Below are 17,367 nucleotides of genomic sequence, written 5' to 3' on the forward strand. Positions count from 1 at the left end.
GCTGCTGTGGGTTGTCGGGGCGCGGTTACGCCGACGGCGGTGGCGGCGGGGGCGGGGCCGGCTGGAGCAGGTGCGGTATCCACGCCTGTCGTAGCGCCGGGGCCAGCCAGATGTTGCCGATGGCCTTCTCCAGGAGCTTGAAGGGCGCCTGCGCCAGGTAGTCGGTGAGGCCGTACCGGTGGATCTGCCGTCCGTTCGCGCCGTAGAGGACGGCGGTCTTGAGCGCGCCCGCGCCCGTCGCCACGGTCAGGCCGCTCAGCGCGTGGATGCCGCCGACGGCGAGCGCGTCCGCGCCGCTGAACACCTTGGATGTGCCGTTCGTGGAGACGCCCCACACGGCCGCGTTCATGGCGCCGTTGACGAAGTTGGTGATCGGGCTGAGCAGCGTGTTGAAGGTGTAGTCGTAGATGCCGCCGCGCCAGCGGGGCGGGGACTCGTTGCCGGCCCACTCGTTGTGCCAGTGCTTGTCGGAGTTGAACGGCCGCATGTTGGGGTGCTTGCCGCTGTCGATGTTGCCGAGGATTCCCTTGGTGCCCGGGCTCCAGGAGAACGGACGGTCGTTGAGCAGCGTGGTCGCGCCGGTCTTGATGCCGCTGGTGACCGCCGCGTTCGCGAGCGACTTGAGCGCGTCCTGGCCGGTGAACGGCTTGTTGTTGATCGCGGCGATGATGCCGTTGATGGCGAGGTTGATGCCGAACTCCAGCAGGAACTCCTGGCTGAACTCCAGCAGCATCTTCTTGCCCTGCACCTTCCAGTACGGCTCGTACGCGGCCTCGCCGAGGCCGACCTTGCCGCCCTGCGCGTTCGGGACCGGATGGACGCCGTCGATCGCGGCCTGGAACCGCGGCACTTCGACGGACGCGCTGCCCTGCCACGGCAGGCGTTCCAGTTCGCGAATCCGGCGGGCCCAGCCGCGGAACTCGGTGGCCCAGCCGCGGTAGTCGTACCCGTTGCCGACCAGGCGCAGGTTGTTCGGGCCCCCTTCGAAGATGAGGCCGTTCGCGGTCCGCTGGGCGGTGATGTTGCCGTTGCCGTCGTACACCCGCCACTGGCTCCGCCACGGCTCCTTCTCCAGGAACGTCCCGTCCGGCAGCCGGGTGCGCTCGCGGACCACCGCGTTCTGGTCGAACTCCTTCCAGGTGCCCGCCACGGGGGGCCTGCCCGGGTCGGTCCAGTACTCGCGGATGCGCAGCGGGCTGCCCGTCCAGTCCAGGTGCAGCGGCACCTCCCGGATGACCCGCTGCGGGCCGCCGTCCGCCGGCCGGAACACGTCCCGGTAGTGGTTGCCGTCCCCGACGTACCGGTCGTTCCAGGACCGGGTCTGCGGATCCCACCACTGCCGGACCTCGATGCCGTCGCCGTACGAGACCGGATTGCCGTTCCGGTTGAACTTCTGGACCCGCCAGGTCTCCTGCCCGGCCTCGTCGGTAATGCGCCAGTACCGCACCTGTTCGCCGTTCGCGAGCATGTCGATGCCGCGGATCGCCCGGTTGCCCTGGAAGTCGCGGAACGAGTCGTCCCAGCGGTGCAGTCGGGCGTCGGAGCCGCGGAAGGAGAAGCGCTCGCCGCTGACCGTACCGCCCTGGCCGTCGGGGGCCGTCCACCGCCACGAGCTGGAGTCGATCTTGCCGGTTCCGGTGACGGGCACGCCCCCGTCCGGCCAGATGTCCTGGCGGCCCACGATGCGGCCGTGGAAGTCGGTTTGCACCCAGCGGGTGTCGGGGTTCAGGTGCCCGCCGCCGGCCTGCCAGTTGTACGGCGTGTGGTGCTCGCGTACCGAGCCGTCGGCGAAGCCCTCGCGGGTCACCCGCCATCCGCCGTTCTCAAAGGACACATCCTGCCAGACCGGACCGCCGTTGCCGCCATCCCCCGGAATCCGGTAACCCCTCTGGTCGCTCGCCTGCCACGGGATCGCCCCTTGGACGGGCGCGTTCTGGGCGGGTGGGGCCACACCGTCGCCGACCTTCAGCTTGCCGCCGTCGTACAGCTTCATCTCGGCGTAGACGAAGGTGCCGTTGTTGCCGAGGTCGATCACGTTGCCGTTCTGGCTGTTGTAGCGGAAACCGTTGGTCGTGACGTTGCCGTGCGTCCTCTCCCAGGTGGAGATCTGCACGTGTGTGTCGTACTTGAGGTGGTGGTAGGCGCCCTGCGGCGTGTCAGCGCCGATGAGGTACTTCCGCACCGTGTACGGCGGGCGCTGTTCCGTCCAGCGCTCGACTTTGAGCACTGTGCCGCCCACCTGCTCGGTGGAGGCGGTCACCTTGCCCTGGGGTGAGTGCTGCGTCCAAGTGTCGCGCCTGCCCGCGGCGGGGTCCCAGTCGTACTCCCGGTAGTTGCCCACCTTGTCCGGCCCGTGGAACTTGCCCCACTGCTCCTGCACCACATTGCCGCCCAGGCGGTCGGTCCAACCGCCATCGGCATGCCAGGTGCGGGGGCCTTGCGCGAGCCTGCCGCCGGTGTGGTCGAAGCGGTGCCACGTCCAATTGCCGTCCGGGCCCTTGATCGCCAGGACATAGCCGGGATCCCTCCCCGTGATACCGACACGGAAGTGATGAACCTTCCGCTCGATCCCATGAACTCTCTGGAAGTCCGTCCACGAGAGGCCCGATTCGTCGAATCTGCGGACGCCGTGGCCGATCAGATCGCCGGCGTCGTTCCACGTGACCCACGTGGCTGCGCGGCTGGTGTGACCGAAACCGACGGTGTCCGTGCGGCGGAACGCGTCCAGCACCCCACCCCCACTGCCGTCCGGGAGGATCCGCCGCTCGAAGATCTCGATCTTGTTGTCCACGCTGCCGAGCAGGCGGATGTGCGTACCTTCGCCGGAGACCTTGACGATTCCCTTGTGGAACTGGCCGGACCCGGAAGGCGCCAATGTTCCGTCGTCGAGCATCTCCATGCGTTGCCAGGTGGCGGTGCCGTTCGGACCGGTGTAGTCGATTTCGTACATGAACCGGGTCGGCTTCCCGTCCTTGAGCACGTTGACGCCCAAACGCTCAAGCTCACCCGCGTTGTTGAAGATCATGTACTCCCTATTGCGCAACCCGTTCGTCGTAAAGGTGACCCTCATAGAGCCGCCCAGGTCGACGACACTCAGATGCGTCTGCGGTGTGCCAGTGGCGTCAACGACCCGCATACCCCCCTGCGGCGACCGCTGAATCCACAGGTCCCCCAGCCCGTTACCGCCCCTGATCTGGACGTTCTGCGGTACGGCGGCAACCACAACCTCATCCACGTCCGCATCATTGGCGCCAGGCGCGTCGTCCGCGGCGTGGCTGCCGTGGCTGCTGGGCGGCGGGTTGTCGGCGGGGCGGCTGCTGGACGGCTGGTTGTCGATTTGGACGGAGGGGCGTTCGCTGTCTGCTCCGCTTGCTGTGGGCAGGTCGGCGTCGTCGGCGACGGTGCCGGTGGGTGGTGGGTTGTCGGTGGGGTGGGTGGTGGTGTGGCTGGTGGATGGTGGGTTGTCGATTTGGACGGAGGGGCGTTCGCTGTCTGCTCCGCTTGCTGTGGGCACGTCGGCGTCGTCGGCGACGGTGCTGGGCGGGGGCTGCTCGGTGGTCTGGCCGGTGCTGGTTGCTGGCGGCGTGGTGTCCTCGGGGTGCCCGCCTGTGGTTGTGGGCGGCGTGGAGTCGCCGGTGGCAGGCGGTGCGGTCTCGGTGGTCCGGCCGGTGCTGGTGGCAGGTGGCGTGGTGTCGCCGGTGGCAGGGGGTGCCGTGTCGGTGGTCTGGCCGGTGCTGGTTGCTGGTGGCGTGGTGTCCTCGGGGTGCCCGCCGGTGGTTGTGGGCGGGGTGGTGTCGCCGGTGGCAGGGGGTGCGGTCTCGGTGATCTGGCTCGTCCCGGTGGCGGGCGGTGCGGTGTCGGTGACCTGGCCGGTGCCGGTGGCGGGAGGCGTGGTGTCGGTGGTCTGGCCGGTGCTGATTGCTGGTGGCGTGGTGTCCTCGGGGTGCCCGCCTGTGGTTGTGGGCGGCGTGGAGTCGCCGGTGGCAGGCGGTGCGGTCTCGGTGATCTGGCCGGTGCTGGTTGCTGGTGGCGTGGTGTCCTCGGGGTGCCCGCCGGTGGTTGTGGGCGGCGTGGTGTCGCCGGTGGCAGGGGGTGCGGTCTCGGTGATCTGGCTCGTCCCGGTGGCGGGCGGTGCGGTGTCGGTGACCTGGCCGGTGCCGGTGGCGGGAGGCGTGGTGTCGGTGGTCTGGCCGGTGCTGATTGCTGGTGGCGTGGTGTCCTCGGGGTGCCCGCCTGTGGTTGTGGGCGGAGTGGAGTCGCCGGTGGCAGGGGGTGCGGTCTCGGTGGTCTGGCCGGTGCCGGTTGCTGGTGGCGTGGTGTCGCCAGTGGCAGGCGGTGCGGTCTCGGTGGTCTGGCCGGTGCTGGTTGCTGGTGGCGTGGTGTCCTCGGGGTGCCCGCCTGTGGTTGTGGGCGGGGTGGTGTCGCCGGTGGCAGGGGGTGCGGTCTCGGTGACCTGGCCGGTGGCGGTGGCAGGCGGCGTGGTGTCGGTGACCGGGCCGGTGCCGCTGGTCGGGGCGGGGTCTGGGGTCGCGGGAGGGGTGGACACGGGCGAGGGCGATGGTGACGGGACGCTCGCCGCGTTGTCGGCCGCGTGCCCGACGTCGGCTGTGGAGCCTGCCACGTTGGGGGTGGTGACGTTCGTCCCTCGGCCACTGCCGCCGTTGTCGAGGAGGGAGAGGGCCGAGCTTACGGGGTCTGCCTGCGTTGCGGGCGGCGGGGTGTCGGTTTGGATGGAGGGGGGTTCGGTGCCCGTTCCGCTTCCTGCGGGCATGTTGGCGTCGTCGGTGAGGGTGCCGGTGGTGGTGCTGGGCGGGGGCGTTTCGGTGCCTATGTTGGTTCCGGTGCCGGCTGGTGCGCCGGTACCCGTTTCGGCCGTGGTGGAAGGGACGCTGGTCGGGGCGGGGTCTGGGGTCGCGGGAGGGGTGGACGCGGGCGAGGGCGATGGTGACGGGACGCTCGCCGCGTTGTCGGTCGCGTGCCCGACGTCGGCTGTGGAGCCTGCCACGTTGGGGGTGGTGACGTTCGTTCCTCGGCCGCTGCCGCCGTTGTCGAGGAGGGAGAGGGCCGAGCTTACGGGGTCTGCCTGCGTTGCGGGCGGCACGGTTGTGGAGGAGGGCGTCCCGGAAGGCACTTCGGTTGCAGGCGGTACAGAGGTCTGGGTCGCGGTTGTGCCGGGGGTTGGGGTGGGGGCGTTGTGCGTGATTGTCGATGTAGTGCCGGTGTTGCCGGGCTGGGGGATGTTCTGGGCTGCGGTTGGGGGCAAGTTGGGCGTAGTGGTGCCGGTCGGCGTGGGTGTGGGGTTGGTGGTGGCGGTTGTGCCTGGGGTTTGGGTGGGGGTGTTTGGCGTAGTTGTGGATGTAGTGCCGGTGCTGCCGGGGTGGGGCAGGTTATGGGCTGCGGTTGAGGGGGTGTAGGCGGCGCCTGTTGTGGTGTGAGCGGCGGGGTTGGTTCCGGGGTGGGGGATGTTGTGGGCCGCGGTTGACGGCAGGTAGGGGGTGGTGCCGGTCGGCGTAGGTGTGGGGTTGGCGGTGGCGGTTGTGCCCGGGGTTGGGGTGGAGGCGTTGTGCGTGATTGTGGCTGTAGTGCCGGTGTTGGTGCCGGTGTTGCCGGCCTGGGGGATGTTGTGGGTCGCGGTTGGCGGCAGGTTGGCGGCGGTGGTGCCGGTCGGCGTGGGTGTGGGGGTGGTGGTGGCGGTTGTGCCGGGGGTTGGGGTGGGGGCGTTGTTTAGGTGCGGGACGGTGCGTGCTGCGGTTGGCGGCAGGTTGGGGGCGGTGGTGCCGGTCAGCGTGGGTGCCGGGTTGGTGGTGCCGGTCGGCGTGGGTGCCGGGTTGGTGGTGCCGGTCGGCGTGGGTGTGGGGTTGGTGCCGGTGGTTGTGCCGGTGGGCGGGGTGAGGGTGTCCAGTTCCAGGTCGGTGCGAGCCGCCGATGACGGTGCGTAGGTGTCCAGGTGGAAATTGATTCGGTTGGCCGTGAGGACATTGGTTGTGGCGTCGGTGATGTTGCTGAGGGGCGGCGGGCTGGCGAGCAGGTTTAGGGCGGTCTGCGGGTTGGGGGTGAAGGCCAGGTTGAAGAGAGCGGCGGATGCGCCGCCGGGGACGGTCAGGTTGCCGGTGGCGTGAACGGGCGTGACCTGGGGCGGGGCGGCGGATGTCAGCAGGTTCGGGTCAAGGGTGCCGGGCGAGGTCGGGTTGGGTATGGCCAGGTCGGTCGTGACGTGTAAGGAGGTGACCTGGTTCAAGGGCTGCGATGACGTGGCGAGGTTGGCGATGTCAAGGCCGGTGGCCTGCGGTGTGCCGGCGAGCGCTGGAGCGTTGAGCGGGTTGGCGTTGGCGAGGGGCGTGTTCACGTTGAGGGCGGCCGGGTTGAGGCCGATGTCGCCATGTACGCCGGTCGACGTGAACGTGAGATTGCCCAGGTCGCCGGAGCGGATCGCGTTCAGTTCGCGGATCGGCATGTCGAGGAGCGCGTCCAGATTGCGGAGCGCTTCGGGCGCCATCGCCAGGTTGTCGGCCAAGGGGGTCGTCACGCTGGTGACGTTCGGCACGTTCGTGGCGAGGTCCGAGCTGCCGTACGAGTTGAACGTGGGGGTGTTCAGGGATGGCCCTGCGGACAGGTCGCCGAGGCCGGTGAACGACGGTCCGCTGGTGAGACCGCTTCCGTTGCCGAACTGGGGCCTGGGGATGTTGGTGGGCGGCCCGGCCCAGTCGCCCAGCCGGACGGTGGCGAGTTGGTGGCCGGGCATGTCGACGAGTGCGTTGATCTGGCCCGTCGCCAGCGGTGGCAGGGAGATCTGGGAGAGACCGCGGCCTCCGTTGATCTGACTCGCCGCCAGCGGCGGCAGGGAGATCTGGGAAAGACCGCGGCCTCCGTTGATCTGGCCCGACGCCGGCGGTGGCAGGGGGATCTGGGAGAGACCGCGGCCTGCGGCGGCCAGCAGCGGGGTGCCGTAGACGTTACGGCCGAACAGGCCGCGTTCCACGAAGCCGATCCGCAGCGCACCCCGGAGCCCATGGGCGCTGATTTCCCCGGCGTCGACCGGCAGCACCAGGCGTAGCCATCTGAAGCCGCCGAAATTGTTCACGGTGAAGTGCCACACCGTGCGTGCGCCGTTGGCGGTGAAGCCCGAAATCGCGCGTGCGGCGTTCAATGTGTACGACGGGAAGTTGCGGACGAGGCCGGGGACGGCCCGGAAGCCGTTGGCGATGAGGAAGCCGCCGGTGTGCAGGCCCGAGCCGATGGTGTTCGGCAGGTTGCTGAAGGTGCTCGGCAGGTTCTTGAAGGTGTTCACCACCCAGATCGGGCCCTGTCTGGTCCAGGTGCCGACGAACGACGCGAAGCCCCTCAGTTCAGGCAGGAATTGGAAGGAGCCCCTGCCGAGGTTGAAGATCAGGTTACGGCCGAAGTTGACGGCCGCGTTCCAGGCCTGCTTGGCGCCCTGCCAGGTGAGCTTGCCCGCCTTGCCGAGCAACTGAAAGATCGGAAACGCCCTCGTCGTCGGCGCGATGATCCCCAGGACGGAGAGGAAGAGGCCCAGCAGGTCGGCCTTGCCCTGGGCGAAGTCCACGGCCGTCTTGATGAGGAGCGTCAGGTTGACGCCGATCGCCAGCAGCGCGACCGGGCCACCGAAGATCAGCGCGGGCAGGATGAGGGCGATGGCGATCCACTGGAAGATCTCCCAGAACTTCTCGCAGTCGGAGACCGGCGGCTTGATGCTCCCCGCGGCATTGCGCACCGCCGTCGCGGCCGTCTTGGCCGCCTCCGCTTGGGACTCGCCGGCGCGCCTTGCGACGTCGGCCAGTTCATCCCGGCGTGTCTTGTCGTCCTGGCTGAGGCCGCGCCCCTCCGACAGCGCCTGATCGGCCCGGAACTGCTCGTCCTGCATGCGGTCGGCGTAGGTGCCGAGCGCCGTGGCCGCCGAATTGAAGGCCTGGCCGAAACTCTGCACGAACTCGCGCAACGGGCCGTTGATCTTCTCGCGCAGCGCATCCGCGGTCTTCCCGACCCAGGCGTCGTTTGTGTTGTTCAGTACGGCGGTGAGCGCCTCGTCGATTTCGGTGGCGACCCCGGCCAGGTCGCTCATGGCCTTCTTGAGCTCCCTGATCTTCTCGGGGTCACCCGGGGTCGGGTCACTGGTAAGACCGAGGACGTCCCAGTCGGTGGGACGAGGCATCCCGCTGCCCCTCCGTTCCCTTGTACGCAGGGCCGACGACCACTGGCCTTTGCCTGGCCTTTGTCCGCTTGCGTCAAGACCACGATCGAGGGGAGGGCCGGGTTCACTGAAACGTTCTGAAAACGCCAGTGAACCTAGGCCTCCGCACGATCGTGGACAGGTCGTACGTCACGTTCTGCCGGAACGCTGTCCGGCGGACGATCGCCGCGCTTCCGGAGGCATCGTGAGCAACTTCGCGCTCGACTACGGCACCCTGCACGAGGCGAGGAAGGACCTGCACGACCTGGCCAACCGCATCGGGCCGACGTTGAAGGACAGCGTGTTCGAGGACATGGGCTCCGGAACAAGCGACGTGGCGGGTGCCTTCGGCAACGATGAGCTGGACAGAGCCTTCCGCACTTTCTACCGCGTGGCCAGCGGCCCGATGAGCGACGCCGAGGACCGGCTCAGGAAGCTCGGTGACATGTTCGGCGGGGTCGCGGACAGCTTCTTCAACACCGACGCCGAGATCAGCCAGGGCTTGGGCGTGATGGGCGGCCGCCTGGGGCTCAGCGAGTGGCGGAGAAAGAAGGCCGCGTGGGACTTCCGCAACGCGAACAGCGACAAGTGCGTCCCCGACGCGAACGGGAAGATGCCGGACTTCTGCTCGGCGACGGACCCTGGTCCCCCTCCGACCACCTTCACCGTCAAGGGCGAGAACGGGCAAGTGGACACCGTGCTCACGCTCGACCAGAACAACAACGTCACCAAGGAGACGACGACCGTCACCCACGACAACCAGAAGTACACGTCCGTCACGACCTACAGCGAGGACGGCAAGTCGTACACGACGGTGACCACTTACGCGGACAACACCACGGCAACCTCCACCACGACGTACGGCGCCAACCCCGATTCCTACACCACCGAGACCGTCAACGGGGACGGCACCAAGAGCACCACCGTGGTGGAAGTCAAGGAGGACGGCAGCGGCACCATGACGGTCACCGACGCCGAGGGCAACAAGACCACATACCAGCGCAAGACCCGCTGGGAGCTGTGGACAAAGGTCTGACGCGAGGTCTCACGCGAGGTCTCACGCGAGGTCCGACGCGAGGTCTGATGCCGCCCACCTCGGCGCCGCCTCTTCCGTTCCCGGCGTACCGGGACGAGCCCGCAGAGCACTCTTCCTCCCCTCTGATAAATGCAAAGAAAGGTGAGTCATGGCCGATATCGCATTGGATTACGAGAAAATCGAGGCGACGTCGAAGGCGCTGGACGAAGCCGCCGACACCATCAACCCGATGCTCTCGACCCTCCAGACCAAGGTCTCCACGCTGCTCGAAGGCGGTCTCGTCTTCCGACAGTCGAGTCCGGCCATGGAGGAGGCGTACAACAAGTTCAACACCAACCTCACGGGCGCGATTGAAGGCATTAAGGGCTTCGCCAAGCAGTTCCGCGAAATCAAGTCCCAGTTGGACAACATGGACAGCGAGTGGGCGAAGAACATCCGCAGCTCCGGTAACTGAGCGGTAACCACATCGTCGAGCATGTACGGCGGGTGCGACCGGCCGCGGCGCCGGGTCGCACCCGCCGCTTGTCATGCGAACCGGCACCGGCCGCGAGTCGGGAAGGTGCTCCGCCTCGGCCCGCGCGAGCGCCACCGGGCGGGCGCGGGCCCTGTACGGCGGGGTACAGCGGGCTGTACGGGGGGCTCGGCGCGGGCTGTACGGGGGCCGTACGGGGCACGCTCCGCCTCGCGGCCGGTTCGTCGTGCCCCGCGGCGGCTCAGCCGGTGCGCAGGACCGTGAGCGGCACCTGGACCGCCATCAGCTCGCCGTCCGGAGAGGTCGTCCAGCCCCGGCCGGGGGGCGGCGTGGTGCGGATCAGGTGCCCCGGGATCCGCGCGCCGATCCACTCGCCCTCGGTGAAGGACTTCGGCGCGAGCAGCAGGCCGCGCCGGGCGCGTTTCGCCGCCGTCACCCAGCCGCCCATCGCCACCTGCATCGACTCCGTCGGCGCCGCGTACAGCAGGCCGAGGCCGCGGTCCCGGCCGGACACCGCGATCTCCTTCAGGAAGCGGTCGCAGTTGGGCATCGAAAGCAGGTCGGCGTCGTCGATCACGACGACGCGCGGCCCCGGCAGCGCCTCCAGCGCCTGCGCCACCTGCTCGTCGGACGGGTCCGGGTCGGTGAGCACGCGCGCCTGCGGGTGCCGGGCGAGGGACCGCAGCGGCGAGTCCCGGGGCGTCAGCACGACCAGCGACGTGCCGCCCGCGAGCAGCGAGACCGACAGCGCCCCCAGCGTGTTGCTCCGCCCCGTCCGGGGCGGCCCGAGCACGGCGAACACCGACCCCCAGCTCGCGAAGTCGACGCCGATCGGGCCCGCCTCGTCGCCGCCCATGCCGAGCAGCCCCCACATGGGCCGCCGCAGCTCCGCCGGGACGCGCTCGTACGCGACGGCGAAGTCCACCGACCGGGGCAGCGCCGTCACCTGGAACGGCCGCCGCTCCGCCGGCACCTTCGCGTCCCGCTGCGCCGCCTCGGCGCCGATCTCGCGCAGCGCCTCCACCTGCTCCTGCCCGGCGGTGCCGGGGGCGAGCAGCGCCACCTGCGTCTCGGTGCGGCTCAGCACGTGCCAGCCGCGGCCGGGCGGGATCGACGACGGCACCGCCGACGGCAGGAGGCCGATGACGGTGTAGTCGGACCGGTCGCCCTGCCGCAGCAGCAGCTTGTGGTCGTTGTGCGCGGCGAGCCGGCCGCCGAGCAGCGACCGCTCCGACGTCGCCACCACGTGCACGCCCATCGCCGCGCCCTCCCGCAGCAACCGGATGACCAGGTCCATCGGCCGGCCGTTGTCGTACTCCTCGAGCACTGCGGAGATCGCGTCCCACCCGTCGATCAGCACCAGGATGTGCGCGGGCCGCTCCCGGGGCGGCAGCGCCGCCCGCAGCTCGTTGAGCCCGGCGACGCCGCGCTCGCTGCACCGCTCCTGCCGCGCGGTGAGCTCGGCCGTCAGGCGGTTCAGCAGCCGCTCGACGCGCTCGGTGTCGTGCCGGGACACCACCGCGCCGCAGTGCGGCAGCGGCTCCAGCGCGGCGAGCCCGCCGCCGCCCGCGTCGATGCCGTAGATGTGCACGTCCGCGCTGCTCGTCGTACGGGCGGCCGATCCGGCGATGGTGCGCAGCACCTGGGTACGGCCCGCCCGCGGCGCCCCGATCACGTACAGGTGGCCGAACGTGGCGAGGTTCACGGTCGCCACCCGGCGTTGCTGCAGTTGCGGCACGTCCTCCAGCGCGTACGGGATCGGCCGTACGCCGCCGGCGGGAACCCGCTCGCCGACCGGCGGCAGGTCGTCGAGCAGCACCTGCTCGGCCAGCGGCGGCAGCCAGGGGCTCGGCTGCGGCACGAAGTCGTCGAGCCGCTCCGCCGCCTCGCGGATCGCCGCCACCAGCGCCTGCAGGTCGGTCGGCGGAAGCTCGGTCGGCACCGCCGGGTCCGGCGCCGGGGAGTTCGGGGCGGGCAGCGACGCCGGTCGGCCGAGGCCGCTCCAGGACAGCTCGGCCGCCCGCACGTCGGCGCGCCGGGTGGGCCGTTTTCGCCCGGCGGTGTCGGGGCGTTCCGCGCCGACCCACGCCGACTGGAACGGCATCGCGCTGCGGGGGCCGAGCCGTACCAGGGCGCGGCCCGGTGTGGTCGGCGAGATGTGCACGGCCTCGCTGGAGTCGATGATGTCCGTGCTCTCGGCGGAGTCCGTCACCCGCAGCGCGATGCGCAGGTTCGTGTTCGCGCGGATGTCGTTGGTGACCGCTCCGGCGGGCCGCTGCGTGGCGAGCACGAGGTGGATGCCGAGCGAGCGGCCCCGCTGCGCGATGCTGATGAGGCCGGGCACGAAGTCCGGCACCTCCCGTACCAGCGTGGCGAACTCGTCGATGACGAGGATGAGCCGCGGCAGCGGCGGCAGCGACGGGTCCATCGTCCGCTTGGCCTGGTAGTCGGGCAGGTCCTTGGCGGCGGTGTCGGCGAGCACGTGCTCGCGGCGGCGCAGCTCCGCCGCGAGCGACTCCAGCGCCCGCTTCACCAGGTGGGAGTCGAGGTCGGTGACCATGCCGAGGGTGTGCGGCAGCTCGGCGCACTCCCGGAACGCGCTGCCGCCCTTGTAGTCGACGAGCACGAAGGTCATCTCGTCGGGCCGGTTCGCGGCGGCGAGCGACGCCACGAACGTCTGCAGCAGTTCCGACTTGCCCGACCCGGTGGTGCCCGCCACCAGCCCGTGCGGGCCGTCCCGCACCAGGTCGAGCACGAGCGTGCCCTCGTACCCGGTGCCGATCGCGAAGGACGTGGTGCCGGGCCGCCGCCACCGCCGCAGCAGGGTCTCGGGCCTCGGTGGCTCCAGGTCGATCAGTTCGAGCAGCCGGACCTGGCGGGGCAGCCCGGTGTCGTGCTCCGGGCTCACGTCCCGGATCGGCGCGAGCGCCCGCGCCACCTGCTCGCACCAGGCGGGATCCACCAGATCGGCCCGTATGCCGGTGATGTCCGGGGCCCCGGTACGGCGCAGCGTCAGCCAATGCCTCTCGGCGAGCACGACCACGCCGCACTCCTCGGGGAGCAGGCGCTCCATTTCGTCCAGGCAGATGCTGAACACCCGCACCCGCGGCCCGTCGGTGAGGATCTGCACCATGCCGGGCACGTCGCGCAGCCGCCGCGCCCCGTCCATGATCACCAGCACGTCCGGGTCGGTGAACATCGCCTTGCCCATCGACGAGCCGAGCGCCCGGGCGCGCGCCTCGACCTGCGCCACCAGCTCGTTCACCCGGTTGGCCACCGACTCGGGGTCGTTGCCGACGGCCAGCACGGGGCCGCCGGGCGCGGTGGCCCGCAGGTGCGGCAGCCACCGCACCCACTGCCAGTCGTCGGCCCGGCTCGGCTCGGTGAGCACCACCACCCGTACGTCGCGCGGGCTGTGCAGGGCGGCGGCCTGCACCACCAGCCAGCGGGCGAGGGCCTGCACCTGGGCGCGGCCACCGGCGACGCCGAGGACGCCGTCCTCGGGGATCTCCACGCCGATCGGCACCTCGGGGATGTTCCAGCGCACCACCCGGTGGTTCTCGTCCCGGGCCGGATCATCGATCTCCTTCACCGACGGCTGGTCGACCGTGCCGAGCCGCAGCAGCAGGTGGTCGAGGTCGCCGCGGCGGCGCTCCCACAGCCTGCCGCCCGGACCGCACGCGGTGAGCGCCACCGTCGCCGGGTCGGGGCCGGCGATGCCGCGCACCCGCCGCTCCTCGGCCGCGGCCTCGCGCACCTCGATCTCCAGCGCGGCCCGCCGTCGCCGGTAGTCCGCCAGCGCCGTCTCGTACTGCTTGCGGTTGCCCCGCCGCCCGGCGATCCAGTTGGCGACCGCCATCATCGGGGTGAACAGGACGAACGTCAGGTAGAAGTACGACTGGAACACCCAGACCAGCACGAGGCCGAGCACCACGGGGGAGATCATCAGCAGCAGCGGGAACGGCTGCCGGTGCGACCGGGTCGGCGGCGAGGGCAGGCGCATCCGACCGGCGTCGAGGTGCGGCGCGATGCGGGGCGGTCGGTTGTAGTCCACGCCGATGCCGTCGGCGGAGGGCACCACGGCGGCGTCGGGCTCGACCGGCTCGGACAGGCGCAGCAGGGCGGTGCCGACGACGAGGTCCTCGCCCACGGGCCACTCGGTGGCGCCCGCCGGCAGCCACGGTTCGGCCCCGCCGTCGTCACCGCCCTCGATGCCGTCATCGGTGCCGCCGATGTCGCTACCGGTGCCGCCATTGATGTCGTCAGCGTCGGCGACGAGCCAGTGCCGGTCGGCCGCGGCGCGAGTGTCGGTGGGCGGGGACACCGCGCAGGACCGCACCACACCGGCCCACGTCTCGTCGTGGTCGCCGAAGTGGTGCCAGTACGCGGAGCCGTCCGGACGCACGGTCACCCACAGTCCGCCGGTGGGCACATCCTCGCCGCTGAGCCGGATGACACAGGACGGGTCCGAGCCGATCTCGTGGCCGCCCGGGGTGAGCCGCCACGTCCGCCCCGCGCCCGGACCCGCCACCACGTGGATCTCGGCCACGATCGGGGCACCGGCCGCCGCGCCGTTCTCCCGGACCCGGTCCGGTTGCTCGGCAGGTCCGCCGAGCCCGAGCACGGCCCCCGGGCGGATGCCCGACTCCGTCACGCGCGTGTCCGGAGCGAGCGGCCGCGACCCCAAATACAGGGTGCGGGGCGGGGCGGCGACGGAACCGGCACCCGGGCTCCCGGCGGTGCGCCCGGCGGCCCCGGCCAGCGCCGGGTCGCCCTCGGCGAGGCCGCGGTCGTCCGGCCTCCGCTCCAGGGCCGCGGCGAGCTCGGCGACGGTGGCCTGCGGGGGCAGCGAGAGCAGGTGGTCGCGGCGGCGACCGTCGCTGCTGTCGGTGGTGGTGACGGTGAGGTTCACCGAACTCCTCCACATGGGTCCGGTCCGTGGCCGGGCGTGACCGGCCGGTGGTGTGGTGGACGGCGTGCCACCCGCCTGGGTCGCGGCCGGGCGGGTGGCATGGGCTCATCTCGACGGGTTCGCTCCCGGGCGGCGGGGATGGCGAAGGATGCGGAACGGCCGAGAGCCGTGATCCGCAGCCCCCGGCCATCCGGTGGCGTACGGACCTGGAGCGGTAATCGAGCACACATCTGAATCCCTCCTCTGAGCTTCGCGGCCGGGGCACGGCGCCAGAGCCGGCCCGGCTCGCGGGGCGGGCGGTGTCGGGGCGCGAGCCGGGCCACCCCGATCAGGGGCCGGGATGCTGACCGCCGCCGCCGGAGGAGGACACCCCGGCGGGCCGGGCCGGCGCCCGCGTTTCACCGAGGTCGTCGTCGGCCGAGCCACCGGTCGCGGCGGCGCCACCGCCGTCGGGTGAGGTGCCTTTGGGCGCGGCCGTGCCTCCGCTGGCCGGGGGAGGTGGTGGCGCGGTGCCGGAGGGTGGGGGCAGTGCCGGGCCGCCGTTCGGTGCGGCCGGGTTGCTGCCGTCGGGTGAGGTGCCTTTCGGTACGGGCGTGCCTCCGCTGGCCGGGGGAGGCGGTGGTGCGGTGCCGGAGGGTGGGGGCAGTGTCGGGCCGCCGTTCGGTGTGGCCGGGTTGCTGCCGTCGGGTGGGGTGCCTTTGGGTATGGCGGTGCCTCCGCTGGCCGGGGGAGGCGGTGGTGCGGTGCCGGAGGGTGGGGGCAGTGCCGGGCCGCCGTTCGGTGCGGCGGAGGCGGAGGTCGGCCCGCCCGCGCGCTGCGCGCCGCGGATCGACGCGGCCAGGGTGGGTTCGGTCAGGTCGCCCTCGGCGCCCGGCGCGCGCCGGAACCCGGCGGCCGGTCTGGCGTTGCCACCGGGCGGGGCCGAGCCGTGGGGTACGGCGGAAGCGAAGATCGGCCCGGCGGCGGGTGGCGCGCCGAGGGCCGGTGCGGCGAGCCCCGGATGTCCCGGGGTCCAGTGGGGCGAGGGGGCCGGTCGTGCGGCCCGGCCGGGTGGGGCGAGGGCGGGTTCCACCAGGTCCCCGGCCGTGTGCTGCGGCGTCGGATACGGCGGCAGCTCGCCGAAGACCTCCGCCACGGCCTCGGGGAGGGCGAGGGTGTCGGCGTACAGGGGTATGCCGTGCACCAGCACCCCGCCGTCCCGAGCCGTCTCGACCAGCCGCGCGGTCCCGCGCGCCTCGCCGGCGATCAGCCGCGCGCCGCCCGTGGGGCGGCGGCCGGGCGGGGCGGCGGCGCACACGGCGAAGGCGGGCTCGCCGGGGGTGGCGCGGCGCTCGGCGGCGGCGAGGGCGGCGACCGGGTCGGGGCCGCCGTAGTGGTCGTGCACGCCGTCGGCGACGGTGAGCGCCCCCGCCGGGAGGCGGGCGTCGAGCTGGGCCGCGATCGACTGCAGCACGGCCCTGGCGATGCGCGGCTCGCCGCCGACCGACACGGTGGCGGGCCCGCGGATGAGGTCGAGCAGCGCGACCAGCACGCCGTACTCCAGGTCGACGCCGAGCGCCACCAGCAGCGGCGGCGCGGTCCGGGACGTGGCACCGTGCCTGGGCCCGGCGGCCCCGGGCACGTCCGCGCGGTCGATCCACCACAGCAGCGGGTCGAGCTCGTCCACCACCCACGGCTCGCCGGGCTGCGGCGGCTCGCCGGGCGCGCCGCCGACGAAGACGCCGACGACGTCGGCGCCGAGCAGCACCCCGTACGCCTCCAGCCCGGGTGCGACGGCCTCGGCGCGCAGCATCGCCTGCTCGGCGTCGGTCCACGCCTCCGGCTCGGTGAGCAGTTCGGTGAGCAGCCGAAGCTGCCGCCGGTGCCGCCTGCGGGTCCGGGCGGGCGCGGTGAGCGCGGCGACGGTGTGCCGGATCTCGCGGGCGACGGCGCGCCGCACCACTCGCCAGCCGCCGTAGCGGCGGACCGCGAGGTGCGTCAGCACGATCGCCAGGATCAGCAGGCCCAGCATGCCGAGGAGCGTGGGCAGCATCGGGCGCGCGGGGGTCACGCCGCGTCCCGGCGGGAGATCAGGCGCTGGCGGAGCATGCGCAGGCCGTGGTGGTTCCGGGACTTGATGGTCCCGCTGGGCACGCCGAGGGCGCGGGCGGCGTCGTCACCCGTCCAGTCGAGCAGGTGGACGTAGACCAGCGTGTCCCGGTGCGGTGCCGGCAGGGCGCGCAGCGCCTCGACCACGAGCCGCCGGTCGAGGGCGCGCGCGGCCTCGTCGGGAATGACCTGCAGGGCGGCGAGGTCAGCGGCGACGCCGACGGGTACGGCGCGGCTCCGCCGCCGGTCGTCGATTACGAGGTTGCGGGCGACCCGGAACAGCCACATCCGGATGGGCCGCTCCCGCCAGTCGAGGTGGTGCGCGGCCTGCCAGGCGCGCAGCAGGGTCTCCTGGACGACGTCCTCGACGAGGTGGGTGTCGTGTCCGGCGAGGCTCGCGACGAACCGGTGCAGGCTGTCGCGTTCCGCCAGGAGCAGACTCTCCCACCGCTCCGATGCCGGTGACTCGCCGTCGGCTCGTGGCCCTGGTGGGCCGTCACCGTCTCGGCCGTCGTCCGCAGGGCCGTACGGCTCACTGCTCCTGCCAGGCGCGTTCGTCGTCATGTACGCGACCCATCCCCCGCGGTGGACACATGTGGCATTGACTGCGAAACGGCGCTCAAAGTTAGGGTGATCAGTTTGCGCGAAGATCACTGGAAGGTGAACGGTTG

General features: G+C 71.7%; 6 protein-coding genes. 2 read left to right on the forward strand and 4 right to left on the reverse strand.

Annotated elements, in window-relative coordinates; genetic code table 11:
- Positions 1–25 precede the first annotated feature (25 nt).
- Positions 26–8,170 (reverse strand): putative T7SS-secreted protein, encoded by an 8,145-nt coding sequence (locus AB0K60_RS20440; protein ID WP_364056970.1) that lies wholly within the window; start codon positions 8,168–8,170, stop codon positions 26–28.
- A 223-nt stretch (positions 8,171–8,393) separates the two neighbouring features.
- Between AB0K60_RS20440 and AB0K60_RS20445 the strand changes: the two genes are divergently transcribed.
- Positions 8,394–9,224, forward strand: a complete 831-nt coding sequence (locus AB0K60_RS20445) for a hypothetical protein (protein ID WP_364056973.1) — start codon at positions 8,394–8,396, stop codon at positions 9,222–9,224.
- A gap of 148 nt (positions 9,225–9,372) precedes the next feature.
- Positions 9,373–9,678, forward strand: a complete 306-nt coding sequence (locus AB0K60_RS20450) for a hypothetical protein (protein ID WP_364056976.1) — start codon at positions 9,373–9,375, stop codon at positions 9,676–9,678.
- Positions 9,679–9,937: 259 nt separating this feature from the next.
- Here AB0K60_RS20450 and AB0K60_RS20455 read toward each other — a convergent pair whose 3' ends face one another.
- The 3 genes from AB0K60_RS20455 to AB0K60_RS20465 all read right to left on the reverse strand — a co-directional run bounded on the left by AB0K60_RS20455 (position 9,938) and on the right by AB0K60_RS20465 (position 17,260).
- On the reverse strand, positions 9,938–14,608 hold the full coding sequence (locus AB0K60_RS20455) for an FtsK/SpoIIIE domain-containing protein (RefSeq protein ID WP_364056983.1): 4,671 nt from the start codon (positions 14,606–14,608) through the stop codon (positions 9,938–9,940).
- Positions 14,609–14,936: 328 nt separating this feature from the next.
- Positions 14,937–16,658 (reverse strand): hypothetical protein, encoded by a 1,722-nt coding sequence (locus AB0K60_RS20460; RefSeq protein ID WP_364056986.1) that lies wholly within the window; start codon positions 16,656–16,658, stop codon positions 14,937–14,939.
- Entirely contained in the window at positions 16,655–17,260 is a 606-nt protein-coding gene (locus AB0K60_RS20465; protein WP_364056989.1) for a sigma-70 family RNA polymerase sigma factor, read from the reverse strand. The genes AB0K60_RS20460 and AB0K60_RS20465 overlap by 4 nt, the downstream gene beginning before the upstream one ends.
- Positions 17,261–17,367 lie beyond the last annotated feature (107 nt).

Source organism: Thermopolyspora sp. NPDC052614 (assembly GCF_040678635.1).
GTDB lineage: Bacteria > Actinomycetota > Actinomycetes > Streptosporangiales > Streptosporangiaceae > Thermopolyspora.

Coding starts and splice junctions, on each gene's coding strand:
- AB0K60_RS20440 (WP_364056970.1), bottom strand. CDS start 8,170: ATGCCTCGTCCCACCGACTGGGACGTCCTCGGTCTTACCAGTGACCCG.
- AB0K60_RS20465 (WP_364056989.1), bottom strand. CDS start 17,260: ATGACGACGAACGCGCCTGGCAGGAGCAGTGAGCCGTACGGCCCTGCG.
- AB0K60_RS20450 (WP_364056976.1), top strand. CDS start 9,373: ATGGCCGATATCGCATTGGATTACGAGAAAATCGAGGCGACGTCGAAG.